At 68.6% G+C, this 25,575-nt stretch carries 27 protein-coding genes and 1 riboswitch; of the genes, 9 read left to right on the top strand and 18 right to left on the bottom strand.

Annotated features, from left to right (window positions below; all coding sequences use genetic code 11):
• Positions 1 to 31: 31 nt before the first annotated feature.
• The 7 genes from LQ566_RS16275 to LQ566_RS16245 all read right to left on the bottom strand — a co-directional run bounded on the left by LQ566_RS16275 (position 32) and on the right by LQ566_RS16245 (position 6,980).
• Positions 32 to 1,096, bottom strand: coding sequence for a metal ABC transporter solute-binding protein, Zn/Mn family (locus LQ566_RS16275; RefSeq protein ID WP_231092830.1), 1,065 nt, complete (start codon positions 1,094 to 1,096; stop codon positions 32 to 34).
• Positions 1,097 to 1,203: 107 nt separating this feature from the next.
• Entirely contained in the window at positions 1,204 to 1,818 is a 615-nt protein-coding gene (locus LQ566_RS16270; protein ID WP_231092829.1) for a hypothetical protein, read from the bottom strand.
• Positions 1,802 to 2,602 carry a prolipoprotein diacylglyceryl transferase gene (locus LQ566_RS16265; RefSeq protein WP_231092828.1) on the bottom strand — a complete coding sequence of 267 codons (801 nt, stop codon included), beginning with the start codon at positions 2,600 to 2,602 and terminating at the stop codon, positions 1,802 to 1,804. The genes LQ566_RS16270 and LQ566_RS16265 overlap by 17 nt, the downstream gene beginning before the upstream one ends.
• Position 2,603: 1 nt before the next feature.
• Positions 2,604 to 2,921, bottom strand: coding sequence for a hypothetical protein (locus LQ566_RS16260; protein ID WP_231092827.1), 318 nt, complete (start codon positions 2,919 to 2,921; stop codon positions 2,604 to 2,606).
• A 1-nt stretch (position 2,922) separates the two neighbouring features.
• Complete coding sequence (locus LQ566_RS16255; protein ID WP_231092826.1) at positions 2,923 to 4,542, bottom strand: radical SAM protein; 1,620 nt, start codon at positions 4,540 to 4,542, stop codon at positions 2,923 to 2,925.
• A gap of 211 nt (positions 4,543 to 4,753) precedes the next feature.
• Positions 4,754 to 6,400: a DUF5979 domain-containing protein gene (locus LQ566_RS16250; RefSeq protein ID WP_231092825.1), complete on the bottom strand. Its 1,647-nt coding sequence runs from the start codon at positions 6,398 to 6,400 to the stop codon at positions 4,754 to 4,756.
• Between the two features lie 166 nt (positions 6,401 to 6,566).
• A complete protein-coding gene (locus LQ566_RS16245; RefSeq protein WP_231092824.1) occupies positions 6,567 to 6,980 on the bottom strand; it encodes a hypothetical protein in 414 nt (137 codons plus the stop codon).
• A gap of 136 nt (positions 6,981 to 7,116) precedes the next feature.
• On the opposite strand from LQ566_RS16245, the gene LQ566_RS16240 reads away from it, so the two are divergent.
• Together LQ566_RS16240 and LQ566_RS16235 are read left to right on the top strand one after the other, a co-directional pair.
• Positions 7,117 to 8,388, top strand: coding sequence for an ATP-binding protein (locus LQ566_RS16240; protein ID WP_231092823.1), 1,272 nt, complete (start codon positions 7,117 to 7,119; stop codon positions 8,386 to 8,388).
• A gap of 34 nt (positions 8,389 to 8,422) precedes the next feature.
• Positions 8,423 to 9,448, top strand: a complete 1,026-nt coding sequence (locus tag LQ566_RS16235) for an acyltransferase family protein (protein ID WP_231092822.1) — start codon at positions 8,423 to 8,425, stop codon at positions 9,446 to 9,448.
• A 3-nt stretch (positions 9,449 to 9,451) separates the two neighbouring features.
• Here the strand turns inward: LQ566_RS16235 and LQ566_RS16230 are convergent, their stop codons facing one another.
• The 5 genes from LQ566_RS16230 to LQ566_RS16210 all read right to left on the bottom strand — a co-directional run bounded on the left by LQ566_RS16230 (position 9,452) and on the right by LQ566_RS16210 (position 14,846).
• Positions 9,452 to 9,832: a DUF2255 family protein gene (locus tag LQ566_RS16230; protein WP_231092821.1), complete on the bottom strand. Its 381-nt coding sequence runs from the start codon at positions 9,830 to 9,832 to the stop codon at positions 9,452 to 9,454.
• A 149-nt stretch (positions 9,833 to 9,981) separates the two neighbouring features.
• Positions 9,982 to 11,292 carry a dihydrolipoamide acetyltransferase family protein gene (locus LQ566_RS16225; protein ID WP_231092820.1) on the bottom strand — a complete coding sequence of 437 codons (1,311 nt, stop codon included), beginning with the start codon at positions 11,290 to 11,292 and terminating at the stop codon, positions 9,982 to 9,984.
• A 14-nt stretch (positions 11,293 to 11,306) separates the two neighbouring features.
• A complete protein-coding gene (locus LQ566_RS16220; RefSeq protein WP_231092819.1) occupies positions 11,307 to 12,290 on the bottom strand; it encodes an alpha-ketoacid dehydrogenase subunit beta in 984 nt (327 codons plus the stop codon).
• Positions 12,287 to 13,414 carry a thiamine pyrophosphate-dependent dehydrogenase E1 component subunit alpha gene (locus LQ566_RS16215; protein ID WP_231092876.1) on the bottom strand — a complete coding sequence of 376 codons (1,128 nt, stop codon included), beginning with the start codon at positions 13,412 to 13,414 and terminating at the stop codon, positions 12,287 to 12,289. Before LQ566_RS16215 ends, LQ566_RS16220 begins: the two co-directional genes overlap by 4 nt.
• A 340-nt stretch (positions 13,415 to 13,754) precedes the next feature.
• On the bottom strand, positions 13,755 to 14,846 hold the full coding sequence (locus LQ566_RS16210) for a histidinol-phosphate transaminase (protein WP_231092818.1): 1,092 nt from the start codon (positions 14,844 to 14,846) through the stop codon (positions 13,755 to 13,757).
• Positions 14,847 to 14,916: 70 nt separating this feature from the next.
• Here LQ566_RS16210 and LQ566_RS16205 point away from each other — a divergent pair, with 70 nt between their 5' ends.
• Positions 14,917 to 15,315, top strand: a complete 399-nt coding sequence (locus tag LQ566_RS16205; protein ID WP_231092817.1) for a phage holin family protein — start codon at positions 14,917 to 14,919, stop codon at positions 15,313 to 15,315.
• A 14-nt stretch (positions 15,316 to 15,329) separates the two neighbouring features.
• Here LQ566_RS16205 and LQ566_RS16200 read toward each other — a convergent pair whose 3' ends face one another.
• Both LQ566_RS16200 and LQ566_RS16195 read right to left on the bottom strand, forming a co-directional pair.
• A complete protein-coding gene (locus LQ566_RS16200; RefSeq protein WP_231092816.1) occupies positions 15,330 to 16,616 on the bottom strand; it encodes a hypothetical protein in 1,287 nt (428 codons plus the stop codon).
• Positions 16,613 to 16,888 carry a hypothetical protein gene (locus LQ566_RS16195; protein ID WP_231092815.1) on the bottom strand — a complete coding sequence of 92 codons (276 nt, stop codon included), beginning with the start codon at positions 16,886 to 16,888 and terminating at the stop codon, positions 16,613 to 16,615. The genes LQ566_RS16200 and LQ566_RS16195 overlap by 4 nt, the downstream gene beginning before the upstream one ends.
• Positions 16,889 to 17,007: 119 nt before the next feature.
• Between LQ566_RS16195 and LQ566_RS16190 the strand changes: the two genes are divergently transcribed.
• The 4 genes from LQ566_RS16190 (at position 17,008) to pnuC (ending at position 20,767) form a co-directional block, all read left to right on the top strand.
• The gene (locus LQ566_RS16190) at positions 17,008 to 17,541 is read left to right on the top strand and encodes a low molecular weight protein-tyrosine-phosphatase (RefSeq protein ID WP_231092814.1); all 534 of its coding nucleotides are present in this window, start codon (positions 17,008 to 17,010) and stop codon (positions 17,539 to 17,541) included.
• A 52-nt stretch (positions 17,542 to 17,593) separates the two neighbouring features.
• Positions 17,594 to 18,973 carry an adenylosuccinate lyase gene (gene purB / locus LQ566_RS16185; protein WP_231092813.1) on the top strand — a complete coding sequence of 460 codons (1,380 nt, stop codon included), beginning with the start codon at positions 17,594 to 17,596 and terminating at the stop codon, positions 18,971 to 18,973.
• The gene (locus LQ566_RS16180; protein WP_231092812.1) at positions 18,973 to 19,809 is read left to right on the top strand and encodes an aminoglycoside phosphotransferase family protein; all 837 of its coding nucleotides are present in this window, start codon (positions 18,973 to 18,975) and stop codon (positions 19,807 to 19,809) included. Before purB ends, LQ566_RS16180 begins: the two co-directional genes overlap by 1 nt.
• A gap of 71 nt (positions 19,810 to 19,880) precedes the next feature.
• Positions 19,881 to 20,009: riboswitch (FMN riboswitch) on the top strand.
• Between the two features lie 74 nt (positions 20,010 to 20,083).
• Positions 20,084 to 20,767 (top strand): nicotinamide riboside transporter PnuC, encoded by a 684-nt coding sequence (gene pnuC, locus LQ566_RS16175; RefSeq protein ID WP_231092811.1) that lies wholly within the window; start codon positions 20,084 to 20,086, stop codon positions 20,765 to 20,767.
• A 50-nt stretch (positions 20,768 to 20,817) separates the two neighbouring features.
• On the opposite strand, the gene LQ566_RS16170 is transcribed toward pnuC, so the two are convergent.
• Together LQ566_RS16170 and LQ566_RS16165 are read right to left on the bottom strand one after the other, a co-directional pair.
• On the bottom strand, positions 20,818 to 21,219 hold the full coding sequence (locus tag LQ566_RS16170) for an amino acid transporter (RefSeq protein WP_231092810.1): 402 nt from the start codon (positions 21,217 to 21,219) through the stop codon (positions 20,818 to 20,820).
• Positions 21,212 to 21,859: an acyl-CoA synthetase gene (locus LQ566_RS16165; protein ID WP_231092809.1), complete on the bottom strand. Its 648-nt coding sequence runs from the start codon at positions 21,857 to 21,859 to the stop codon at positions 21,212 to 21,214. The genes LQ566_RS16170 and LQ566_RS16165 overlap by 8 nt, the downstream gene beginning before the upstream one ends.
• Positions 21,860 to 22,016: 157 nt before the next feature.
• Here LQ566_RS16165 and gnd point away from each other — a divergent pair, with 157 nt between their 5' ends.
• The gene (gnd, locus tag LQ566_RS16160) at positions 22,017 to 23,075 is read left to right on the top strand and encodes a phosphogluconate dehydrogenase (NAD(+)-dependent, decarboxylating) (protein WP_231092808.1); all 1,059 of its coding nucleotides are present in this window, start codon (positions 22,017 to 22,019) and stop codon (positions 23,073 to 23,075) included.
• A gap of 382 nt (positions 23,076 to 23,457) precedes the next feature.
• On the opposite strand, the gene LQ566_RS16155 is transcribed toward gnd, so the two are convergent.
• Both LQ566_RS16155 and LQ566_RS16150 read right to left on the bottom strand, forming a co-directional pair.
• On the bottom strand, positions 23,458 to 23,682 hold the full coding sequence (locus LQ566_RS16155) for a hypothetical protein (RefSeq protein ID WP_231092807.1): 225 nt from the start codon (positions 23,680 to 23,682) through the stop codon (positions 23,458 to 23,460).
• 32 nt (positions 23,683 to 23,714) lie between these two features.
• Positions 23,715 to 24,884 carry a hypothetical protein gene (locus LQ566_RS16150; RefSeq protein ID WP_231092806.1) on the bottom strand — a complete coding sequence of 390 codons (1,170 nt, stop codon included), beginning with the start codon at positions 24,882 to 24,884 and terminating at the stop codon, positions 23,715 to 23,717.
• Positions 24,885 to 24,965: 81 nt separating this feature from the next.
• On the opposite strand from LQ566_RS16150, the gene LQ566_RS16145 reads away from it, so the two are divergent.
• The gene (locus LQ566_RS16145) at positions 24,966 to 25,574 is read left to right on the top strand and encodes a TetR/AcrR family transcriptional regulator (RefSeq protein ID WP_231092805.1); all 609 of its coding nucleotides are present in this window, start codon (positions 24,966 to 24,968) and stop codon (positions 25,572 to 25,574) included.
• Position 25,575 lies beyond the last annotated feature (1 nt).

The raw sequence follows: 25,575 nt of genomic DNA, 5'->3' as shown, positions 1-25,575 counted from the left end.
AGCGGTGCGCTCGCCGATGGTGACGCAGCGCTCACGCGCCGCGGGCCAGGTCGGTGGTGAGGGCGGTGATGTTGGCCTTCATCCAGGTGAGGTAGCTCTGCCCTTCCGGCAGCAGCTCGGCGAACTCCACCACGGGGACGCCCTCCTTCTCGGCTTCCTGCGACACCTGGGTGGTCTCGGATCCGCCGGTCTGCGCGTTCACGATAACAGCGCCGAGAGTACCGGACTGGATGATCTTCAGTGAGGCGAGCAGCGTGGCGGGCGGGACGTCCTGCCCTTCCTCGACGGCCTCGGAGAATGCGCTGGGTGTCTCGTTGACGAGCCCCATCCGATCGGTGAGACGCAGCGGCACCGGCTCCGTGACGAAGATGCTCTTGCCCGCGTATTGGGCCTGGGCCTCGGCGAGCTGCGTGTCGAGCTCGTCGATGCCGGCACCGAACTCCGCGGCCCGCTTCTCGAAGTCGGAGGCGTGCGCGGGGTCGAGCTTGCCGAGCTCCGCGGCGATCTGGTCGGCGACCGTACGCATGATGTCCGGGTCGTACCAGACGTGCTCGTTGAACGCGGTCTCCTCGCCGTCCGCGCCTTCCGTGGCGTGGTCGTGGTCGTCCGCGGACTCGGTGGCGTGATCGTGGTCGTGGTCGTCCGCCGACTCCGTGGCGTGGTCGTGATCCTCCTCGGCGGCGTGGTCCGAGTGGTCGTGCTCGTTCTCGAGCACATCGGGAGCGTCGGACGCGGACTCCGCCGCGACGATCACCGGCGCACCCTCGGGGATCAGGCTCGGCATGTAGGAGTCGTAGCCACCGCCGTTCATGACGAACAGGTCGGCGTGGCTGGCCAGCAGCTTGTCGCCCACCGCGACCTCGTACTCGTGAGGATCCTGCGCGGCATTGGTGATGATCGCGTCGACCACCACGTCGTCTGCGCCGATCGCGGTGACGATGTCGGCGTAGACGTTCGTGGTGGCCAGCACGTGGGGACGCGGATCGTTCGTCGCGTCGTCGGTCGACACCGCCGATCCGGCGGCACTCGAGCAGCCCGCGAGGGCGACGATCGAGAGGGCGAGCGGGGCGATGAGGAGGACGCGACGGGAGGTCATGTCCTCACACTATCGCTAATGAGAATCGTTCTCAACTCGCGAGCCCGATGGGAGATGGAAACGCACCTGCGGCGCCGCTGGCGGGTGTGTTTCCATCTCCCCCGCGGCTAGGGCATGAACAGCGCGAAACAGGGTCCGATCAGCGTCACCCAGAACGCCCCGCCGATGATCACCATTCCCAAGCCGATTGATCGCGTCCTGCGACTGATCGTCAGCAGGCATCCGACGATGGGCAGCAGACCGGTGACGAGCAGGCGCAACGGACCGGTTCCGCCGGGGATGTCGTGGATCAGGAACGCGATGAGGATCACCAGCACCGAGATGCCAACGCCGATGAACACACCTCCCGACGTGATCGAGGACTTCTGCGGACCGTACGGCGGCGTGAACGGAGTGTTCTGGATGTACGGATTCGGTCCCGCGGCGGGCGGCGCGTACGACCCCGGCGGCGGGAAGCCCTGTGGCGGATAGCCCTGCTGCGGCGGGACCTGCTGCTGCGGCGCGACCTGAGGGGGTGGGCCCTGCTGCGGCGGGACCTGAGGGGGCGGGGCCTGACCCGGATACGGGGCGGCCGGCTGTCCCCCGGGCCAGGACGGCGCGGGTCCGGACGGCGCGCTCGGATCCGGCGGCCTCACCTCCGCCGGGGAGGGGTCGGGCGGTCCAGGCTGCCCGGACGGATCGGGCTCGCGGGACGGGTCGGACGGATCAGACGGTGACGACATCACGCACCTCCACGGATCGGAACAGACGTCCGCGGCGGGCGAGCCACACGACGCGCGCCACGAACAGGGGAATGGTGAACAGCAGGAACAGCTGGGGACGGGTGAGCCCGGCGAACGCCACGTCGTTTCCCCGTACGAACTCCACGAAGAACCGGAAGACGGCGTAGGAGCCGATGTACACCGTGAGCATCTCGCCGGGTGCCAGCACGCCGCGGCGGAGCCAGAACCACAGCACCGCGAAGGCGACGAGATGGAAGGCAATCTCGTACAGGAAGCTCGGGTGCAGCCCCACCCCGGCCGGCGATCCCAGCCTCGCCGCGGTCTCGGCGTCCAGCACGATGCCCCAGTCCCCGCCGGTGGGAGTGCCGGGACGTTCGGTGAAGAAGCACCCGAAGCGTCCGATCACGAGGGCGAGTGCCACCGCCGGAGCGAAGAGATCCCCGGTGCGGTCCGGATAGCGCACGAGGCGCTTGGCGATGTGCACGCCGAGCCAGGCGCCCACCAGCGACGAGAGAATCGACGCGTTTCCGCGCATCAGCTGCTCGACGAGGCTCAGATTCTGCGACGGGTCCAGGTGCTGGGCCCAGGTGCCCAATCGCGAGAGGACGGCCGCTCCCATCATCGCCCCGGCGACGAGGGCCCAGATCCGCGGATCGCGAACGTTGTGCCGGCGCAGCTGCAGCAGGAAGACGCCCCCGCCCACGAGCATGCCGATCCCCTCGAACACGACATGCGTATCGATCGCGGGCCCGAATCCGAGGAGCTGGTCGAGAGTGGGGAACATCTCAGCCGCCGAGCATCGATCGGATCACGGTGATCCAGCCCCAGATCCAGAACGGGGTGGCCACGACGGCGAGCACGGCGACGGCGATCAAATAGGCGAGCACCACGCGGGTGTCCCCCAGCTTGCAGCGCGAGCGGGTGAGCCCCGCCCGCCGGGCCCGGTCGTAGCCACGGATCGCGACGACAGCGAACACGAGGAGGGAGATCGGTCCGAACACGCACGTCAGCAGCGCGATGGTGGTGAACACACAGAGCCGAAGGGGATCGAACGGGAGTCCGACCTTCTCGTCATACTGACGAAGCGGAGGCGAGGCGCTCATGTCACCCCGTCACCGGTGCGCCCACGGGAATCACCGGTCCGAGCCCCACCGGCGCCGCGTTTCGCGCGCTCGCCGTCGAGATGCGCTGCCGTCCGAGCGGCGCCCAGGCCTGCAGCGCACAGAACGGGGCGCACTGGTGCGCGCGTGTCTCATCGTTGACCGTGGCCACGTGCACGCAGCACTGGGTGAGCCGCTCCTCGATCATCGTGTTGATGTCCATGAACGGCTTCACCGTGATGCGCAGCACACGCTCGGCGAGCATCTTGCGCAGCCGCTTGTGCTGACCGGGGAGCACCGACGTGGTCAGCTGTGTCAACGTACCGATGCCGATGTCGCAGTTCATGCAGATGTCCCGCCAGATGTTCGCCATCGACGGGTGCGTGAGGCTGGACTGCTCGCTGAAGAGGTCCAGCAGCGAGTTCTTGACCGCGTCCTTCATCTTCACGTTGATCTCGCTGTCCGCGATGCGGTTGGCGAGCATGTCGGGGTTCAGGTCCAGGAAAGTCTTCAGCCGGTCATGGCCCATGATGCCGGTGAGCGACTTCCACTGCTGCGAATCGTCACGCAGGAAGTAGCCGACCGAGCAGCAGTGCGGATGCGAGCAGGGGAGCGCGGTGAGGTCGCGCCAGGTGATCCGTCCGTCGGTCTGCGGACCCAGCCGGCGCAGCACGCCACCGTGCGTGAGCCGGTCGTTCGGATCGATCCCGGAGTTGCGGCCCGAGCCGAAGACGGGCTGGATCGTCACCCCGCCCACGTAGGGCGTCTTCATCGCGGTGGCGATCACCGCTCCGATCTCGTCGTCGTTCACGCCCTTTGCGGCCGTCATCGTCAGCGTCATGAAGACACCGGCATTGCTCAGACGCTCAACGGCGCGCTGTTTGAAGCGGCGGATGTCGGCGCCCCGATGGAACTTGGAGGACTCCGGCTTCTCTCCGTCGTACTGCAGGTACACCTCCACCCGTTCGCGGTGCTTCTTGAGGAAGGCGACGAACTCATCGTCGTTCGCGATCCGCAGGCCGTTGGAGTTCAGCAGCACGCGGACGATGGGGCGGGAGACGAGCTGCTCGATCAGCTGTTCCAGCCACGGGTAGAGGGTGGGCTCGCCGCCGGAGAGCATGAGCACGTCGATGCGCCCGTTCTCCTTGGCGAGGCGGTCGTCCACCGATGCGAGCACCTCCTCCAGCGGCGCCGTCGCCGTGGCGGCGGGTCCGGATTCGGCGAAACACGTGGGACAGCGCAGGTTGCAGTGGTCGGTGAGGTCCTCCAGCAGGATGCACGTGTGCTGCGACTGCATCGCGGGCATTCCGTCGAGGTACGCGCTGGGCACGGGCTTGAAGTTGGCCGTCGTGTCAGGGGCGTGCCATTTGGTGGGAGCAGTCCACTGCTCGAGGTAGGTGAGCATCTCGGCCGACTCGTCGTAGAGCGTGCGCACCAGGCCGTGCACCTCGCAGCCGCGCTCCAGCCAGACGGAGTCGTCCTCGTATGCGGCGAGCCAGCCGGTGAGGCGTTTCACCTCGGCGAGGTCGCGGTCCGGATCTTCCTCGTGGCACAGCGGACAGAACGCATTGACGTAGCGGTGGACGCGATAGTCCCGCAGCTGTCCGGCAACCTGTTCTGCCATGAATGACCCCCTTACGCCGGGCACGCCAGCGCCCTGCGAGCACGCTATCAGCGCCCCGGCGAGGAGGGCCACGGGCTGTGGGCGGTTTCGGATTCCGGCGGGTCCGAGCGCGTGGGCCGAAGCGGAGCGGAACGGCGGCAGCTGAGTGTGGCCCCGTCCAGAGGGCGGGGCCACACTCAGCTCATCGCTGATTCCTCGAGCGTCCGAGGAATCAGCTCCGTCGGCTGCGTCGTCTCATCACGGTCACGCCGAGCGCGATGATCACTCCTCCCAGCACGAGCGCACCCAACGGCGCGTCAGCGCCGGTGGCGGGGAGCCGTCCGCCGGGGGCCGTCGTCGGTGTGGACGACGGTGCGGGGTGCGTCGGCGTACCCGTCGGCGCCGGCGTCACGGTGGGCGTGGTCGTCGGCGTGGTCGTCGGCGCCGGCGTCACCGTCGGAGTCGGAGTCGGCGTAGGCGTAGGCGTGGTCGTCACCGTCGGAGTCGGAGTCGGAGTCGGAGTCGGCGCCGGAGTCGAAGTCGGCGTAGGCGTAGGCGTAGGCGTGGGAGTCGGAGTCACCAGCGGGTTCGTCACGACGACCGCAACGGTCGTTCCGGCACCCACCACAACGGAGGACGGAGAGATCACGGGAGTACCCCATGTCGCCCCGTCGACCGGCGCCGGAGTCCGCTCACTCAGAGTCAGTACGGCGCCCACCGGAAGGTCCGGGCTGGTGACGACCGTGCCGTCCGCCGCGACGGTCAGCGACCCTGTCCCCGCGGGGAAGCCATCACCTGCCGGATACGAGTAGTCGATGACGAAGGTGGCCGTGGACGCAACGAGCTCCGCGCCGTTGCCCGAAATCTGCTTCACGACGCTGAATCGGCCGGCGTTCTCGCCCTGACCCGTCCCGCCGCCGCCCTGACGCGTGACGGTGGAGCTCACGGTCTCGGTGCGCTCGGAGCCGATGGCCACGGTGGCGCGGTTGTCGTAGGTCTCCTGAGCACCGCCGTCGATGACACGGGTGGTGAACTTCACCTCGTAGAAGTAGCCCTTCTCTGCCACGAACGAGACCGTGGAGCCATCGGCGGAGACGGTCACCTCCGACGCGGGCTTCAGGGACCAGTTGCCCGGCCACTCCACGCCGTTGTCCATCATCACCAGCTCGTTGGTCTGGTAGACGTCACCCGTCTCGCCACCGGTCAGCAGGATCTCCTGCCCCGCTCCCGGGATGTCGGTGACGATCACCTGCTCCCCGCCGGCCATTCCCTCGCGGGGCGCACTGACGGCGACCGTCCAGTAGATGAGGTTGCTCTCGCGGTCGTAGTAGCCCCACTTGCCACTGTCCCGACCGGAGAACTCGCAGTTCACCGTGCAGGGACCGGGAGGTGGCGTAACGCGCACGTCGGCGGTCACTTCGCCGAAGTCGAACTCGACGACGGTCTCCTCCGTGACGGTCGTCGTGACCTCCACCCAGAACTCGAATGTTCCGTGCAGGTTGAGCGGGTGACTGGCGATGTATGCCGGGTCGATGTCACAGAAGAGCTGAGTCTCCGTGACCGTGCACTGCCCCATGGCGCTCCCGTCCGGGGCGAGCAGCGGGAAGGAGTCGGTGAGTCCACGCAGCCCCTCCGGAAGCGCGATGCTGAAGCCCGCCGGCGTCTGCGGGTTGTCCGGCAGAGACCATGACGCCTCCAGCGCGGCGCGCGCGCCTGATTCCACCGTGGTTTGCGAGAACTGCACGTCCTCCACGACGCCGGTGGTCGCGTACGGCGGAGCAGCGGCTGCTGTGGCACTGATGCCCAGAACCGCCAGTCCCGCGGCGATGATCGCCGCTACCCCCTTTTTCCCCCAATGTGTGATTTTCGTTTTCGACACGAGTTCCCCCCAAAGGTCCTCACGTCGCAGCCCGCGGACCGCGACGCTGTAATGAGCATTGCTTCCGCGTTGTCGGAACGCTGCTCCCATGCTAACCGGACCTTGCTCCGCCGCAGGTCAGCGAAGGAATCCGCTCCGCCTGCCGGTCTCTCGGGACGCGGGCTCGTCAGCCGGCTACGCGGGAGTATCGCGCGCGCATCACGGGGGCCAACGCGGCATCGGCCGGCGCGGCCGTGTCCAGCTCCACCACGAGCATGGTGCCCTCGGGACGCAGACGCATCACCGTGCGGCCTCTCGGGGAGCGACGATCCAGCACGAGCGTGTGGCCCTCCCAGCCGGCGGTCCCGGGCGCGTGAGGCACGAAACCGTAGGAGTCGAACCACCAGAATCCGGAGCCGACGAGTACCGCGTGAGCGGTGAGCGTGCCCCGGTCCTGGGTCTCGGAATAATCCAGGATGAGACCGCCCGGGCCCGGCTCGATGGTCAGCGCCCCGTCCGCGTACCCGCCCGTGGTCCAGGCGGTGGGGAAGAGCTCTTCGCGGCCGGTCCAGTGCCCCAGCAGTGCTGCCTCGGGTGCCATGTCTTCAGCGTAGGCCCGCCCGGCAGAAAAACGCCGGTTCTTCTCGGGCGGTTGGTCACGCGACATCCCCGGCGGCGGTTAGCGTTGCTCAACGCGATGCGAATCGCACGTGCAGCGCTGCATGAAGGAGGATGCCATGTCCCGCACCCACATCCGCGACTTCCACGGAGACGACCTCGATCAGCTCGTCCGCCTGTGGGGTGCAGTGACCGAGGACGCGCAGGCTCCGATCTACTCGCTCGCCGAGGTGATCGCCTCGTGCCAGGCCGACCACGCCGTCGTGGCGATGCGCGATCACGAGCTCGTCGGTGCCGCGGTGGGGCGCGCAGCACACGCCCAGGGGTGGATCGTGTTCTTCGGCCTGGCCGCGCCCGACCCGGACGGAGTACTGGCGGCGGGCCTGCTCGACGCGCTGGAGAGGCGGATGGCCGCACTGGGGCTGGCGAAGCTGTCGGCGCTCGTGCCGGAGTCCCATGGCCTCGCGCCCTTCACCGACAACGCGTTCTCCGTGCATCGATCGGTGCGCTACCTGGAGCGCGCGATGCCCGTGCAGCGACGAGAGCTAGACACGCTCAAGGAGGTCGGCGGGCGGATCCTGCCACGCAACCTCTGGCGGAAGGTCGCCGGGATGACGCACGAGAAGACGCTTCTCGAAGAGCGCCTGGTCACGCCGCTGTCCCGACCCGATCTCGCCGAACGATTCGGCGTGGTGCCGCCGCGTGCGGTGATGCTCTTCGGCCCGCCGGGCACCGGGAAGACCACGTTCGCGCGCGCCGTGGCCTCCCGCCTGGACTGGCCGTTCGTCGAGCTGTTCCCCTCCCGTCTGGCAGACGGCGGAGGACTCGCGGGCGCGCTGCGTTCCAGCTTCGAGGCCATCGCCGACCTGGAGCACGCGGTCGTGTTCATCGACGAGGTGGAGGAGATCGCCGCGCACCGAGGCGGCACTCCGCCTTCACCGACGCAGGGCGTCACGAACGAGCTGCTGAAACAGGTGGCCGAGTTCCGCGAGCACGAGGGCAAGCTGCTGATCTGCGCGACGAACTTCGTTCGCGCCCTCGACGCCGCTTTCCTGCGACACGGACGCTTCGACTACGTGCTGCCGATCGGCCTGCCCGACGCCGATGCGCGGCGCGCCATCTGGGGCCGCTACATCCCGGCGGAGGCCGTCGCCCGCGTCGACGTGGACCTGCTCGTCGAAGAGAGCGATGGCCTCACGCCCGCGGACATCGAGTACGCGGCCCGTCGCGCATCGCAGGACGCCCTGGCGCGCTCGTTACGCGATGACGGAGCGGACGCCGTGCTGGGAACCACCGACTACACCCGCGCCCTGGCAGGCACTCGCGCGACCGTCTCGCCCGAGGCGATCGCCGAGTTCACCGCAGACATCGAGACCCTGGCACGCCTCTGAACCGGCGAGGATCCGCTCCCCTAGGGTGGGTCGAATGACGGACACGGCGGTTCCGGCGGCGAGAGCCGCACGTCCGGCGAACCTGTTCGATCTGCTCCGGCTGGTGGCCGCAGCGATGGTGATCATCGGGCATTCCTGGTCGCTGCTGGGGTTGCGTGGCGTGCCCACCCTCGCCGGCATCACGATCCACCACCTCGGCGTCTACGTCTTCTTCGCCATCAGCGGCTTCCTGCTCAGCACGAGCTGGACGCGCTCCCCGCGCCCCGGCGCGTTCCTTCTCCGCCGGTGTCTGCGCATCTTTCCCGCGCTCGCGCTGGTGGTCCTGCTCACGATCGCGGTGCTCGGTCCGGCGCTGACCACCCTCACTGTCTCCGAGTACCTGAGCTCACCGGAGACGTGGCGCTATCTGTGGAACCTGGTCCTGATCGCACAGTACGACTTGCCGGGCCTCTTCTCCGACAACGACCAATCCGCGGTGAACGGTTCTCTCTGGAGCCTCGGACCGGAGTTCTGCTGCTACCTGATGATCGTGGCGCTGGGTGTCCTCGGCGCGCGCGTGAGCATCATCACACGCGGCGTCCTCGCCGGCGTGCTGCTGGTTGTCGCCGTGGCGGCGCCTCTGGATCGGCCTCTCCGAATCACCGTCGTGGCGGTGGTGTTCTTCCTCGCCGGGTCGCTGCTGACCGGGGTCCCCCGACTCTCGCATGTGCCCTGGTGGGCGCTGGTGCTCGGGCTCGCTGCCCTGGTACCCCTCCGTGGCGAGGCGGGCATCATCGCGGCCTGCATCGTCGTCCCTGTCGTGGTGGTCTCCGTCGGATCTCGGATCAGCGCGATCGCGCGCCGCGTCCAGCGCTGGGGCGACCCGTCGTACGGCATGTACCTGTGGGCGTTCCCGATTCAGCAGACTCTCATCGCGACAGGCCCGCCCCTGCCGATCGCCCTGAACATCCTCGTCGTCCTCGTGCTCTCCACCGGTGCGGGTTATCTCTCCTGGCACGTGCTGGAGAAGCAGGCGATCGCACTCGGTGCGCGCCTCAGCGCTCGATCAGTGACCGGCTGAGCCTCAGCGCGGGACCGCGCGAAGGGTGACGCGAGCAGCTCCCGGGCCGACGACCGAACCCACGATCGCGGCACCGTAGCGGTCGTACTTGCGGTGGTAGGCGGCGTCGATGTCGGCGTTCACCGGATCGGACGCCGACACCTGCTCGAAGTTCACGTCCTGCAGCACGCCGCGCGCGCTGAGCTTTCCGGCGAGCGAGCGCAGGGCGCGGCGGTACCAGAGCCCCTCGGGGCCGCGCGCGGAGCGGACGTAGAAGTCCGTTCCCACCCGCACGCCCCAGATGATCACCGGTTCATGCCGGGTGCCGTCGCCGCGTGCGATCTCGATGTCCAGCTCGTCGCCGTCGTCCAGGGCGGTCAGCGCCGCCTCGTCCCATGCCGCCATGCGCGCCTCCGATCGGTTCGCCTTCGACGCTAGCCGTGGCGCGCGCCGCGGACCAGGCCCTGGCGGTACTCATCACGGTGCGATAGCGCTGGTGGGCCACACAGGCGAAGGGGACGAGCGGTGCCCGTCCCCTTCGCCTGATCTGCCGCTCAGTCCAGCAGCAGGGCGGGCTCCTCCAGGATCGATGCGACGTCGGCGATGAAGCGGCTCATGCCGTCGCCGTCGATGACGCGGTGATCGAAGCTGCCCGACACCGTGGTCACCCACCGCGGTCGCACTTCGCCGTCGACGACCCAGGGCTTCTGCGTGATCGAGCCGAGAGCCACGATCCCCGCCTCGCCGGGGTTGATGATGGGAGTACCCGCGTCCATGCCGAACACGCCGATGTTCGTGATGGTGATCGTGCCGTTCTGCTGGTCCGCGGGTGCGGTCTTTCCCTCACGCGCCGTGAGTGTGAGCTTCTCCAGGGCCTTGGCGAGCTCGCGCATCGACAGGCTCTGCGCATCCTTGATGTTGGGAACGATGAGACCACGCGGGGTGGCGGCGGCGATTCCGAGGTTGACGTAGTTGCGGACCAGGATGGATGCCCCGTCCTCTCCGTCGACCCACGCCGCGTTGACCATCGGGGTGCGGCGGGCGGCCCAGATGACGGCGCGCGCCATGATCAGAAGTGGCGACACCTTGATGTCGGCGAAATCGGGCGATGCCTTGAGGCGCTTGACCAGTTCCATGGTGCGACTCGCGTCGACGTCCTTCCACACCGTGACGTGCGGGGCGGAGTAGGCGGAGCGCACCATGGCGGCGGAGGTGACCTTGCGGACACCGCGCACGGGGATGGCCTCCTCACGCTCGCCCGCCACGAGCGGTGCCGGGGCGGGAGACGCGGGAGCTGCGACGGGGATGGTCTCTTCGCGCTGCGCGCCCCACTCGGGCGTCTGGATGTTGCGGAACACACTCGCCTGCTCGGCGTGGCCGACGACATCGGCGCGGGTCACCTCCCCGGCCTCTCCGCTGCCGCGCACTTCGGCGAGGTTCACGCCGAGATCGCGGGCGAGCTTGCGGATCGGGGGCTTGGCGATGACACCGACCGACTGGGTCACCGGTGCCTGCGCCGGCTTGCGCCGCCGCGAGCGCACCTCGCCACCGGTGCCGTAGCCCACCAGCACCGATCCGCCGGCCTCCTCCGTGGCGGGCGCCGCCGGGGCGGCGGGAGCTGCGGGCGTGGACCCGTCGTCGACGGTGATGATGGGCGTACCCACGTCGATCGTGGTGCCCTCCCCCACCAGCAGCTCACCCACCGTGCCCGCGAACGGCGAGGGCAGCTCGACGAGGGACTTGGCTGTCTCGATCTCGCACAGCACGTCGTTGACGGCGACGGTGTCACCGGGGGCGACGCGCCACTGCACGATCTCGGCCTCGGTGAGGCCCTCGCCGACGTCGGGAAGGTTGAAGGTCTGCATGTCCGGCTCCGGTATCAGTACGCGAGTGAGCGATCGACGGCTTCGAGGATGCGATCCGCATCGGGGAGGTAGAGGCCCTCCAGCTTGGCGGGCGGGAACGGGGTGTCGAATCCGCTCACCCGCAGCACGGGCGCTTCGAGGGAGAAGAAGGCTCGTTCCATCACGGTGGCGGCCACCTCGCTTCCGACGCTGACGTTGCCCGGCGCTTCCTGACCGTAGACCATGCGACCGGTCTTCCGCACCGAATCCAGCACCGGCTGGTAGTCGATGGGAGAGAGCGAACGCAGATCGATCACCTCGCAGCTGACCCCTTCCGACTCGGCCTGGGCCGCCGCCTGCAACAGCACGGTGACCATGGCGCCGTGGCCCACGAGAGTGACATCGGTACCCGAGCGGGCAACGCGCGCCTGGTACGGGGTCGCGGCGGCGGGCTCATCCAGGTCCACCTCACCCTTCGGCCAGTAGCGGCTCTTGGGCTCGAGGAAGATGACGGGATCATTGCCCGCGATGGCCTGCTGGATCATCCAGTAGGCGTCGTTCGGCGTGGACGGGGAGATCACACGGAGACCAGGCGTGTGGGCGAAGTACGCCTCCGGGCTCTCCTGGTGATGCTCGACCGCACCGATGTGCCCGCCGTACGGGATGCGGATCACGACCGGGAACGACTGCGTGCCGTCGTGCCGGTTGGTGAGCTTCGCCAGCTGCGTGGTGATCTGATCGAAGGCCGGGAAGACGAACCCGTCAAACTGGATCTCCACCACGGGGCGGAAGCCGGCCATCGCGAGACCGATCGCGGTTCCCACGATGCCGGACTCTGCCAGCGGGGTGTCGAGCACGCGGCTCTCCCCGAACTCCGCCTGGAGGCCTTCGGTGATGCGGAAGACGCCGCCGAGCGGACCGATGTCCTCTCCCATGAGCAGCACACGCGAGTCGTCAGCCATTGCGCGACGCAATCCCGCGTTGAGGGCCTTGCCGAACGTCATCGTCTCCACGGTCATGCTCGACCCTCCTCGAAGGATGCCTCGTAGTCGGCGAGCCACGCGCGCTGCTCGGCCATCAGCGGGTGCGCGTCGGTGTAGACATGCGTGAACATGCTCTCCGCGGTGGGCGAGGGCAGCTGCGTGGTGCGCTGGCGCGCGTCTTCCGCCGTCGCGGCGGCCTCCTCGTCCACGTCATCGAAGAACGCCTGCTCGGCGCCACGGCTCTGAAGGTATGCGCGCATGCGGGCGATCGGATCGCGCTGCGCCCAGGCGGCCTCTTCATCGCGGGTGCGGTACTTGGTCGGATCGTCGCTCGTGGTGTGCGCACCGCGACGATAGGTGACGGCCTCGATCGCGCGCGGTCCGTCGCCGGCACGCGCCTCGTCGAGGGCGCGACGGGTGACCGCGAAGCTCGCGAGCACATCGTTGCCATCGACCTGCACGGAGGGCATGTACCCCGCGGCGCGGCGGTAGAGCGGCGTTCGCGACTGCCGCGAGACCGGGACGGAGATGGCCCACTGGTTGTTCTGCATGAAGAACACCTCGGGCGTGCGGTAGCTGGCCGCGAAGACCATGGCTTCGTGCACGTCGCCCTGGCTGGAGGCGCCGTCGCCGTAGTAGACCAGCACGGCTTCGTCGCGCTCGATGTCCCCGCCGGCGGCGCGGCCGTCGAAGTTCAGGCCCATCGCGTAGCCGGTGGCGTGCAGCGTCTGGCTGCCGAGCACCAGCGTGTAGATGTGCGTGTTGCCGTTCTTCGGGTCTTTCGGATCCCAGCCGCCGTGGCTGAGTCCGCGCATCAGCTTGATGATGTCGAGCGGATCCACACCACGGATCGCCGTGACGATGTGCTCACGGTAGGACGGGAAGATGTGGTCCTGCGCGCGCGCCGCGTGGGCTGAGCCGACCTGCGCGGCCTCCTGGCCGAACGACGGCGGCCACAGGGCGAGCTGGCCCTGCCTCTGCAGGTTGGTGGCCTGCTGGTCGAAGACACGGCTGATCACCATGTCCCGGTAGAACTGCTCGAGATCGAACTCGGTCAGTGCGTCGATGAGGGGCAGGTACTGCTCGGCCGCAGCGGTGGGCGCGATCGTCCCGTCCGGGTTCAGGATGCGCACCACATCGGGCGAATCGGCCGGAACCATTCCCGCCTGGTCGGAGGTGTCCAGGATGTCAGTCACGTGGTCAGCCTACGAGTGCCCGTATGCGTCGTGGCGCATCATTCGGCACCCGAAACAGATGCTTTCACGTCCATCTATCGAGGCCGGGGACGCGGCCACGGAGGCCCCGGGCGACCCGTCCGCCGTGCACGGACGCGCCCTTCTGCCCTGCGCCGAGCGACCCGGCGACCGAGCACCGAGCACCGAGCACCGAGCACCGAGCACCGAGCACCGAGCACCGAGCACCGAGCACCGAGCACCGAGCACCGAGCACCGAGCACCGAGCACCGAGCACCGAGCAAGCCGTACGGAACGGCTGGTCGGGTCAGTCCGCGAGGAGAGGGAGGGCACGGGCGGCGAGTGCGATGATGCGCTCGACCGCCTCCTCCTCGCCCACCGAGATCCGAACACCCTCGCCCGCGAACGGCCGGGTGATGATCCCGCCTTCGGCGAACAGCTCCGCCACGGCGAGCGCTGCCGGACCCGCGGGCAGCCAGAGGAAGTTCGCCTCGGTGTCGGGAACCGTCCAGCCGGTGGCGCGCACGCCGGCGACCAGGCGCTCGCGTCGCTCGACCAGCGTTCCGACGCGCTCGAGCAGCTCGTCCTCAGCGTCGAGGCTGGCGAGCGCTGCGGATTCCGCCTGTGCCGTGACCGACAGCGGGATGGCCGTGGAGCGGGCCGCATCGAGCACCCGCGGGTGGCCCACCGCGTAGCCGACCCGGAGCCCGGCGAGCCCGTACGCCTTGGAGAACGTGCGGAGCATGACCACGTTGGGGTGCGCGGCGAGGAAGCCCGTCGTGCGACCGTTCACGGCATCCGGCGATGTCACGAACTCCGCGTACGCCTCGTCGAGGATGACGAGCACATCGGCGGGGACTCCCGCGAGGAACTCCTCCACCTCGGCCTGTGCGAGCACGCCCCCCGTGGGGTTGTTCGGGCTGCACACGATGATCGCCCGCGTGCGGTCGGTGATGGCGGCGGCCATGGCCGGCAGATCGTGGCGGAAGTCCTCGGTGAGGGGCACCTGGATGCTGCGTGCTCCGGCGACCAGCGCGAGGCCGGGGTACGCCTCGAACGAACGCCACGCGTAGATGACCTCGTCGCCGGGTGCGGCGACGGCGAGGAGAAGCTGAGCGATGATCGCCACCGACCCCGAGGCGATGTGGACGCCGTCGGGGGTGGTGTCGTACCGCTCGGCGATGCGCGCCCGCAGACGCGCCGCCGTGGCGTCCGGATAGCGGTTGATCGTCGTCTCGGACTGGAGGGCGGTGACGACGGAAGGCAGCGGGGGGAACGGGTTCTCGTTGCTCGAGAGCTTGAAGGCGTCTGCACCGGCCGGCTTGCCCTGCTTGTACGGCGGGAGCGAGGCGATCTCGGGACGGATCTTCACAGGAGCGGGGGCTGCGGCATCGGTCACGTGATCACTCTACGACCCGGGCCGCACGGACACCCTGCCGCCGTTCATGCGGACATGCCACACTTCCCCTATGCGCTTCATCATCCGAGTCGTCGTCAACGCGTTCGCGCTGTGGGTCGTGAGCCTCATCCCGGCCCTCACGGTGACGATCACGGCATTCGCCCCGGGCGAAGACCTGCAGAAGGTGCTCACCCTGCTGGCGGTGGGCGCTGTCTTCGCCCTCGTGAACTCGGTGATCGGGACGGTCATCCGCATCGTCGCCTTCCCGCTGTACATCCTCACGCTCGGGCTCATCTCGTTCGTGGTGAACGGCCTGCTGCTGTGGATCACGGCCTGGATCACGAGCTTCTGGGGCTGGGGACTGGGTGTGGGCGAGTTCTGGTGGGGCGTGGTCGCCGCCATCGTGATCTCGCTCATCAACTGGTTCTTCGGTATTCTGCTGCGCCCGCAGAAGAAGAAGAGCCGCTGAGACCCGCCTGAGCCTCACGGGCGCGCTTCCCGCTCGGCACCGAACTCGTAGGCCGTGACTCGCTGCGCCCTCGCAAGCTCCGCCAGCTGTTGCCGCACGGCATCCATGCGGGGATCCTCCGAGCCATCCGCCCAGCGTGTGGTCTGCAGATAGCGCTCCAGCGAATGGCCGGGGATGCTCGCGTCCTCCGGCGTGACCTCGGGATGCGCCGTATCTCGGATCACCATGCTGTCACCGCTCCCGTTCTGGCCGGCAAATCCGCCGTCAGCGAGGAGCACGACCGGATCGTCGTCGTGACGGACGGCCACGTGCAGGGTGTCCGCGCCCATCTCGCCCTCCACCGGACCGCCGAGGGTGTACTGGCCCTCCACCTGGTAGCGCGGGTCCATCGCCAGGTACTCGGTGATCATTGCTCCCTGCGAATAGCCGTAGTTGATGATCGAGTCACCCGGCTGAACGCCGGCTTGCCGCATGGCCTCGGCGACGGCGACGGATGACGCCGACTGCGCACCGAAGTACAACTGCAGGTTGGACTCGCCGTCGAACGCTTCCGTGGGCGTGTCCTCCCGGGTGCCGGTGACGTAGACGGCGAATCTGTTCTCCCCGTCAGCCATCTCGTACTTCTCGATGCGGATGCGGGCATCGCCGGCGGAGTTCGGGATCCGCGAGAAGGCGTCGGTGAGGGAGACGGGCGCTTTCGCCGGCTCGGGCAGCCGGGTCTGGGTGACGGTGACAGCGGGCGACGGACCCGCGAGCGACGTTCCCGCGGCGATCCGGCCGCGTCCAGTGGCGTGAACGATGCCCTGCAGTGCCCACAGCGCTGCCACCGCCGTGGCTCCGAAGGGACCGGCGCCACGGAACACCTGGCCGATGGTGCTTCGCGAATCTCGGATGCGCCATTGCGCGATGAGCGCATCCGACTGCAGTGTGCCGAGGTAGGACGTTGCCGAGAAGCCGCTGAACAGGTGACGAATGCGCTGGTGAAGAGCATCGGCGTCGGCGCCGGGCTGCTGCAGCGCCAGTCGCAGCTCGGTGATCTCGTAGATGATCGCGGCGTTGCGCAGATCGGTCGCGAGCGCCCGGCCGTCGTCGGTGGCACGACGAGCCCGCACCGCGAGCTCGTTCCCATCTGCCGCGATGCCGACGGCGCATGCGGACTCGATGATGCCTGCGGCGACCAGCAGGCAGTCCGCCGCGTCCGTCATCATGCCGGCCGCCGCATCGGTGCGCTGAGCCGCTGCCCGCAGTTCGTCCGGATCAACCGTGATGGCACCGCCGGATGAGATGCTCGGCCCGCTCACGGCGCGCATCCCTCGACGATCTGCGACTCGGCCCACGCCAGTTGCTGCTCGTGCACCTGAACCAGCCCCATCAGCGATGCTGCCTCCCCCAGCCGGTCCTGGGCGCGGCCGTGGTAGCCACGGGAAGCGGGCGATTCCCAGGAGGTGATGCGCACCAGCGCGCTCCACGCTGCGCTGGCCTGCTGCAGGAGCAGGGATGCCTGATGAACGTGCTGGCGGGCGACTCGGATGCGGGAACGGGTCTCTTCGGCGGTGAGGGTCGGTGTGCTCATCACCCGATCGTCGGCCAGGAGTGGGAACGGCGGTATCCGAAGCCGCCGACGCTGAACAGTGGAGGTCGCTTTCCCGGTTGGGGAGGGGCAAATGCTCGGATCTTCGGCAGAATGTGCACATGGCCGATGCATCCGCACCGTTTCGGCTCGTGTTCGTGTGCACGGGCAACATCTGCCGCTCCCCCATGGCCGATGTGGTGATGCGCTCGCTTGCACAGCGTGCCGGCCTGAGCGAGCGGATCTCCTCCACGAGCGCCGGGACCGGCGACTGGCACGTGGGTGAGCGCGCCGATCGCCGAACCCTCGACGCCCTCGAGCGCCGCGGATACGACGGCAGCGCCCATCGGGCGAAGCAGTTCACGGCCGCTGCTTTCCAGGCCAACGACCTCGTGGTCGCGCTCGATCGTTCACACGAGCGCATCCTGCAGAACTGGGCCGCTGACGAAGACCAGGCGGAGAAGATCGCCCTCCTGTTGTCGTTCGATCCTGCCGCAACCGGACAGGACGTGCCCGATCCGTACTACGCGGGCGATGAGATGTTCGACGACGTGCTGGAAATGATCGAATCCTCCGTTCGTGCACTCTTCCACCAGCTCGAGCCCGCCCTGCGCACCCCCACGACCCCGATGAGGCGCATCGACGGCTCGGTATGATCGAGGGGTCGCATTCGCGGCGTGTCCCGCCTCTTCATCAGGAGAAACTGCCGTGGCCGCTCTTCCGATCCAGCCCCTCAGCCCGCTCGACGGACGCTACCGTGCAGCCGTCGCGCCGCTGTCCGAATACCTCTCCGAAGCAGGCCTGAACCGCGCCCGCGTCGAGGTGGAGGTGGAGTGGATCATCGCTCTCACCGACCGCTCGATGTTCGGCACGTCACCGCTGAGCGAGCAGAACAAGAGCGCACTGCGCGCCGCCTACCTCGACTTCGACCAGGCCTCGATCGACTGGCTGGGCGAGAAGGAGGCGGTCACGCGCCACGATGTGAAGGCGGTCGAGTACTTCGTCCGTGACCGGCTGTCGCGGCTCGGGCTCGACGCAATCGCCGAGCTCACGCACTTCGGCTGCACCAGTGAAGACGTCAACTCGCTCTCCTACGCCCTGGTCGTGCAGCGGGCCACCTTGCAGGTGTGGCTGCCGGCGCTGCGCCGGGTGATCGAGGCGCTGCGGACGTTCGCACACGCGAACGCCGATGCCGCGATGCTCTCGCACACGCACGGCCAGCCCGCAACGCCCTCCACCATGGGCAAGGAGCTCGGCGTGTTCGCGTGGCGCCTCGAGCGCATCGCGAAGCAGATCGAGCAGAACGAGTTCCTCGGCAAGTTCTCCGGCGCCACCGGTACGTGGTCGGCTCACGTGGTCGCCTCTCCGGAGACCGACTGGCCCACCGTCGCGCGGGAGTTCGTCGAATCGCTGGGCCTCGGCTTCAACCTCATCACCACGCAGATCGAGTCCCACGACTGGCAGGTGGAGCTGTACGACAAGATCCGCCACGCCGGTGGCGTGCTGCACAACCTCGCCACCGACATGTGGACCTACATCTCGATGGCCTACTTCGCACAGATCCCCGTCGCCGGAGCCACCGGGTCCTCCACCATGCCGCACAAGATCAACCCGATCCGGTTCGAGAACGCCGAAGCGAACCTCGAGATCGCCGGTGCGCTGCTGAACTCGCTCTCGACCACGCTCGTGACCAGCCGCATGCAGCGTGACCTCACCGACTCGTCCACGCAGCGCAACATCGGCGTCGCCTTCGGGCACTCGCTGCTCGCGATCGACAACCTCACCCGCGGCCTCACGGAGGTGTCGCTGTCGCAGCACGTGCTCGACGCAGACCTCGACGGCAACTGGGAGATCCTGGGTGAGGCGATCCAGACCGTCGTTCGCGCCGAGGTCGTCGCCGGGCGTTCCACGATCAGCGACCCTTACGCGCTGCTCAAGGAGCTGACCCGCGGTCACAAGGTGGGCGCCGCGGAGATGCGCGCGTTCGTCGAGGGACTCGAGATCGGCGACGAGGCCAAGCAGCGCCTGCTCGCGCTCACACCGGCGACCTACACCGGAGTCGCCGGGGAGCTCGCCCGCGGGATCTGATGCCACCGTCGCTGACACCCGCGCAGGCGTCGCTCGTCCAGACCTGGATCGGCGACGCCTCGCCCGTTGCGGACATGTCGTGGAACCTCGACACCGTCGTGCTGCACGTGCGCACCGCGGCGGGCGAGCGGATCGTGAAGGCGGCGGGCCCGAAGGCGCACCACCACCTGCTGCGCGAGATCGCCGCGCACACCGGGGCCACGGGTCCGCTCGTCGAAGCAGGACGGACCTCCCGGATGCTGCACGCCGACTCCGATGCCGGGGTGATCGTCCTGGAGTATCAGGACGGGGTCCTGGTGGAGGGATCGCCCGCCGAGTACGCGGCGGACACGTACCGGCAGGCCGGCGAACTCCTGCGCCTCCTGCACGACCAGGCCGCCCGCCTCGACGACGAGCTCGAGGAACGCGAGAACGCGAAGGCGCTCGCGTGGCTGGAGCGGCCGCACCGGGTGTCGTCCGATATCGCCGCGGAGGCCCGACGGGTCCTGCGCGCGGCACCGGCGCGCCCCGTCCGCATCGTCCCCACCCACGGCGACTGGCATCCCCGCAACTGGCTGATCGACCAGGGGAGGGTGCGGGCGATCGACTTCGGCCGCTTCGCCTGGCGGCCGCCGCAGACCGACCTCGCGCGCATGGATGCGCGCCAGTGGCTGATCGCCCCGGGTCTGGAGGCGGCGTTCTTCGACGGATACGGTGACGACCCGCGCGACGACACCTGGAACCTCGAGAAACTGCGTCAGGCGGTGGGAACTGCGGTGTGGGCGCACCAGGTGGGAGACGAGGCGTTCGAGGCACAGGGCCACCGCATGCTGGCGGCCGCTCTCACGGCGTTCTGATCGCCCGGATCACCGCGGAATACGCACTGTCCGCCCCGGGTTGCAAGTGGTGCCACAATGGCAACGACACACACGTGCTCCGGGGTCGGTGAAATTCCGAGCCGGCGGTCATAGTCCGCGACCCGGCGCCTCTTGAGGCGCCGGTTGACCTGGTGGGATTCCAGGACCGACAGTCACAGTCTGGATGGGAGAAGCACGGATGTGACGTGACGGTCGCGCACCCGCGCCCCGCGCGTCCATCTCCCCCGGAGCCGCCGCAACGGAAGGGAGAACAATGGACATCCTGCGGTGGCTCATCGACGCATTCAACGCACACATCGACTTCGGCAACGGCCAGACCCTCGTGGTTCGCGAGGTGATCGGCAACATCTTCGGCCTCGCCTCCGCCTTGGGCGGCATGAGGCGCAAGGTCTGGGCCTGGCCCGTGGGCATCATCGGCAACGCCCTGCTGCTCACCGTGTTCCTCGGATCGATCCTGGATCCGGCCTCCACGCTGCCGCATCTGCTGGGTCAGGCTGGACGCCAGGTGATGTTCATCGCCGTCTCGATCTACGGCTGGGTGCGCTGGCGTCAGACGAAGGGCGAGACCGGGGAGGCCGTGGAGCCGCGCTGGGCGAGCTGGCCCACACGCATCGGACTCGCCGTCGTGATGGTGGCGGGCACAGCGGCCCTCACCCCGCTGTTCGGCGCGCTGGGTTCCTACGATCCGGTGTGGGCGGACGCCTGGACGTTCGTCGGGTCGCTGCTGGCCACCTACGGCATGGCGCGCGGCTGGACGGAGTTCTGGCTCATCTGGGTGGCCGTCGACGTGGTCGGCGTGCCCCTGCTGTTCTCGGCCGGCTACTACGCGTCCGGCCTGATGTACCTGTTCTACGGCTTCTTCACGCTGGTCGGCTTCTTCGTGTGGTGGCGTCGCAGCCGGCAGAGGGCGAGCGAATCCCCCCTGGCTGCGGCCTGAACGAACGAGCGCCCCGGCAGATGCCTGCCGGGGCGCTCGTGTCAGCCGAGTCAGCCGTGATGCTTGTCGTCTCGTCCGGGGGCGGCGGTGGGACCGTCCGTGGCGGAGGCGGCGGGCGCCTCTCCCGGCTTGGAGTCGTACAGCACCGGGCGGTCGATGGTGCGGGTCACATCGGCGGGCTTCACGGCCAGCAGCAGCAGCGAGATGCTCAGCAGCACGACGATGAACGCGATGCCCGCGGCGATGAGGCCGCCGATCGCAGCGTGGGTGACGATCTCCTGATGCACCTCGGCACGCCGGGCGTCGGACCAGCCGGGCTTGGTGGGGTTCTGCAGCAGCCCCATGGACACAGCGGTCACCACACCCGCGAACACCGCGCACACGGCGGCCAGGCCCAGCATCTGCGCGGGGCGCATGAGGTCCTTGCGAGTGGTGGGCTGATCGTCAGTCATTGTCTGCCTTCCCGGTCACGGCGGTCGCCGCGGGTTCGGCCGAGAGGGCGGGCCGCGCGGGTGAGAATCCGAGGATCGCCTGGTGCACCGCGACGATTGCCGCATAGCCTCCGAAGACGCCCACGAGGATGGTGACGCCGGTGAGGGTGAACTCCTGGCCCGCGTCCTTGATGTAGTACGGCAGCTCGAAGCCGACGTTGATGAACAGTGCGGCGATGCCCAGCACAAGGGTGATCGCGCCGAGCGTGATCTCGTCGCGTGCGTTGCCTCGTCGCTCCGGCACGCGCCGATCGCGCAGTCCCCAGACCAGTTCGATGATTCCCGAGATCAGCGCCCACGAGATGATGAGCACGCTGAGCAGCACCGGCCCGCGGAACACGGTGCCCGCCGCGATGCCGGCGATGACGCTGACGACGGCCAGCAGGATCGCGGGGATGCGCTGACCGCTGGGGTAGACGAGCCAGGCCGACAGCGCCCACACCAGACCCGTGGCGACGGCGAAGCCGCTGAACACGGAGAGGCCGACGGCCGCGGAGTGATCTCCCGTGAACGTGATCATGACAGCGGCGATCGCCGCGACGGCGGCGCGCGCGAGAGCGACATGACGTTCGGTGAACGTCGGGGTGCTTGCGGAGGACATAGGCCTTCTCGATCAGGGCGAAACGGAAGCCCCGCCAGTCTATCCGCCGAACATCTGAACAAGGGTTGGGAGGTCAGGCGCTCAGAACGCAGCGCACAGCGCGGAACGGGAGTTAGATGGATGACGCGGGGGTGGATCGCTCGCGGAAAGAGGAGAAATGCAGATCGGAATGGTCGGCCTCGGCCGGATGGGCGCGAACATCGTGCGCCGCCTCATGCGTGACGGTCACGAGTGCGTGGTCTACGACGTCAACCCGGAGTCGGTCGACGCACTCGCGGCGGAGGGCGCGATCGGCGCGAAGACGCCCGAGGAGTTCGTCGCCGCGCTGCAGACCCCGCGCGTCGCGTGGTTCATGATCCCCGCCGGCATCACCGGCAAGGTCGTCGATCAGTTCGCCGAGCTGATGGAGGCCGGAGACATCCTCATCGACGGCGGAAACTCCAACTACAAGGACGACGTGCGTCGTGCGGCGAAGTATGCGCCGCGCGGTCTCAACTACATCGACATCGGCACCTCGGGCGGTGTCTTCGGCCTGGAGCGCGGATACTGCCTCATGGTGGGCGGTCCCGATGACGCAGTCGCGCACATCGACCCGATCCTGCGCACGATCGCCCCCGGATCCGGCGACGTGGAGCGCACGCCGGGCCGCTCCGGCGACCTGTCCCCCGAGGAGATGGGCTACCTGCACTGCGGGCAGACCGGCTCCGGTCACTTCGTGAAGATGGTCCACAACGGCATCGAGTACGGCATCATGGCCGCCTTCGCCGAGGGACTGAACATCCTTCAGCACGCCGACGCGGGCAAGGACGAGGCGGAGCACTCCGCCGAGGTGGCCCCGCTCGAGGAGCCCCAGTTCTACCAGTTCGACATCCCGGTGCCGAAGGTGGCCGAGCTCTGGCGCCGGGGATCGGTGATCTCCTCGTGGCTGCTGGATCTCACCGCAGCGGCGCTGCAGCAGAACCCGCAGCTGGACGGTCTGGCCGGTCGGGTCTCCGACTCGGGTGAGGGCCGATGGACCGTCAAGGCCGCCGTCGACGTGGGCGTTCCCGCCCCGGTGCTCTCCTCGGCGCTGTTCGAGCGGTTCGCCTCGCGCGACGAGGACCACTTCGCCAACCAGATCCTCTCGGCCATGCGCCAGCAGTTCGGCGGACACCAGGAGCTGCCCGCGGGCGACGTCCTGGAGGCCGGCGGAAAGAAGTCCGACGCCCAGTCCTGAGGGGTGTTTCCGAAGAGGCGCACGACACGTCGTGCGCCTCTTCCCTTTTTCCGGACCCGGGCGTACATTGGAGCAACTTCACCGGCGAAGGGAGTGCTTATGGCACCGGATGACAGTAAGACGGGCGACGTCTGACGGCGAACCCGCAGCAGAGAAAACCCGGCTGACAACTCGAAGAACCGACGCGAGAGATCGCGAATCGGGGCGAACAGACGACTCGCATACTCTTGGGCCGTCCGCTCCAGCGGAAACGAGGATCAGCCTTCAGATTCAGAAGGGGCACCGGATCCCGGTGCCCCTTCCTCACGTCTACGCGGATGTTCTCGTCGTGGAAGATGAAAAGCGCAGCTCCCGCATCGCTGGGGGCTGCGTTTTCGATCTTTTAGCCGGCGAGTCGATGCTCTTCGTAGGCTCGGACGAGATCGTCGACGACGGATTGCGGCAGCTGGCCCTGGCTGAGGGGCACGAGGTACTGGATCGGAGTCGCGTGCACCGGGGCGAGGAACGTCTCGTCGCGTCCGATGTGGCGGAGCAGGTCGCGGACGAGGTAGCCGCCGATCGGGTCCTGCAGCCATTCCTGCACGGTGGACTGCGCGCTCAGTGTCATCTCACTCCCCTCGCGACTCTCGATCCTACGGCTCATGCCACGGCGACGGCGGGGGCGACGGCGGCGCGGGCGCGGCGATGCTCGCGGAAGATGGCGACGACGGTGGCGAGCAGTCCGCCCACGAACCACAGCAGCAGGACCGTCCATGGACCCGACACGTCGGCAGCGGGGAAGTAGGACAGATCGCGCAGCAGCGTTCCGGCCGCTCCCGGAGGGAACGCCTGCCCGATCGCGCCCCAGGGTCGCAGCAGGAATTCGACGGGCATGGTCGCAGCGGACAACGGGTTGGCAAACAGCATCATGACGACCGCACCCGCCGGGATGCCCGGAGTCCCCAGCAGTCCGTAGAGGCCGGTCACCGTGGCGGAGATCGCGCCGACCGCGAGCCCCAGTGCGAGGGCGTTCAGTGCGTATGAGCCCTGCAGCACGCCGAACCACGCCTGCAGCACGCCCGCCACCACGAGTCCCGCGGCGGCCGAGTACACCACGACGGCGAACAGACGACGGGCGGCGCCCTTGATCAGAATCGACAGCAGCACACCGCCGAGCAGGCCGCCCAGCACGAGCGGGAAGGCTGCGACGGCCAGGCCCGTGCCGCGCTCATCGGTGTCGGCGAGCGGAACCACGTCGGTCACCTGCACCGTGACGGTCGGGATCGTGAACGGCGCAGCTGCGTCGGCAGCGGGAAGCTGCGGCTGCTGACCTGCCTGCACCGCCGCGAGCGCCTGCTGCATCTGCGTCGCCGCCTGCTGCTGGGCGGCGGCGATGCCGGCCTCCACCTGCGTTCGGATCTGCGCGTCCACCGCGGCCTGGACCTGCGTCGCGACGCCCTGCAGCAGCTGCGCCACCGCCGGGTTAGCCGCGGAGGCGGTCAGCACCTCGGGTGCCGTGGTCGCATCCGCGCCGAGGATGACGGCACCGTAGGCGTCGCGTCGCTCGATCGCAGCCACCGCGGCGTCCCGGTCGTCGTAATCGACGAGGGCAATGGCGCCGTCGGCCTTCTCATTCACCTGTTCCTCGACGGCCGCGAGCTGCTCGCCTGAGCCGACGATCCCCACCGGGACGTCCTTCGGCGACGCAGTCACCGAAGGCCAGGCGAAGGCGAGCAGGATCACCCCGATCACGATGGACAGCGCGACGCCGATGCCGGTGGCGCGCAGCAGCGGGGTGTGAAAGCGCGGGTCGTGCGCTGTGGCGTTCATGGGTGCCCCTCAAAATAAAAACGAATGTTCGTTCTGTATGATGCTCCCGAGCGATAAGGTTGTCAACACAGGGAGGTGGCGATGCCGAAGGTCAGCGACGAGCACCGCGCCGCGCGGCGCAGCGCGATCATCGACGCCGCTATGCGGGTGTTCCTGCGAAACGGCTACTCCCGCACCTCGATGGCGGACATCATCGCGGAGTCGGGGCTGTCCGCCGGCGCGATCTACGGCTACTTCGACGGCAAGCAGGCGCTGGTGCACTCGGTCGCGGAGCGAGTGCTGGGAGCGCGCATCGCCGAAGTGCAGGCGTTGTCGGGGTCGGACGTCCCCCACCCCTCCGCCGTGATGCGCGCCGTGCTCGAGGGCGTGCGAAACGAGCCGTTCAGCGGCGTCGTGGTGCAGCTCTGGGCCGAGGCGGCAGCGGATGAGCATCTCCGCGCTGGACTCACACGCGTCTTCTCCGAGCTGCGGGCCACACTCATCGCCGTGGTCAGCGCCTGGGGCGAAGCGCATCCGGAGGTCGTTCCCGCGGGCGTGGACGACTGGTCCCGGCGGGTGGGACTAGTGATCGCGGGGCTCGGCCCCGGCTTCCTGCTCTTCTCCTCGCTGCTGGAGGACTTCGATCAGGAGGCGTATCTCTCGGGGATCGCCCTCGCACTCGGCATCGAGCCCGTCGCGCTCGCCCGCTGAC

This window comes from Microbacterium nymphoidis, from assembly GCF_021044885.1.
Lineage (GTDB): Bacteria > Actinomycetota > Actinomycetes > Actinomycetales > Microbacteriaceae > Microbacterium > Microbacterium nymphoidis.
This window is presented reverse-complemented; position numbering and strand designations above follow the sequence as displayed.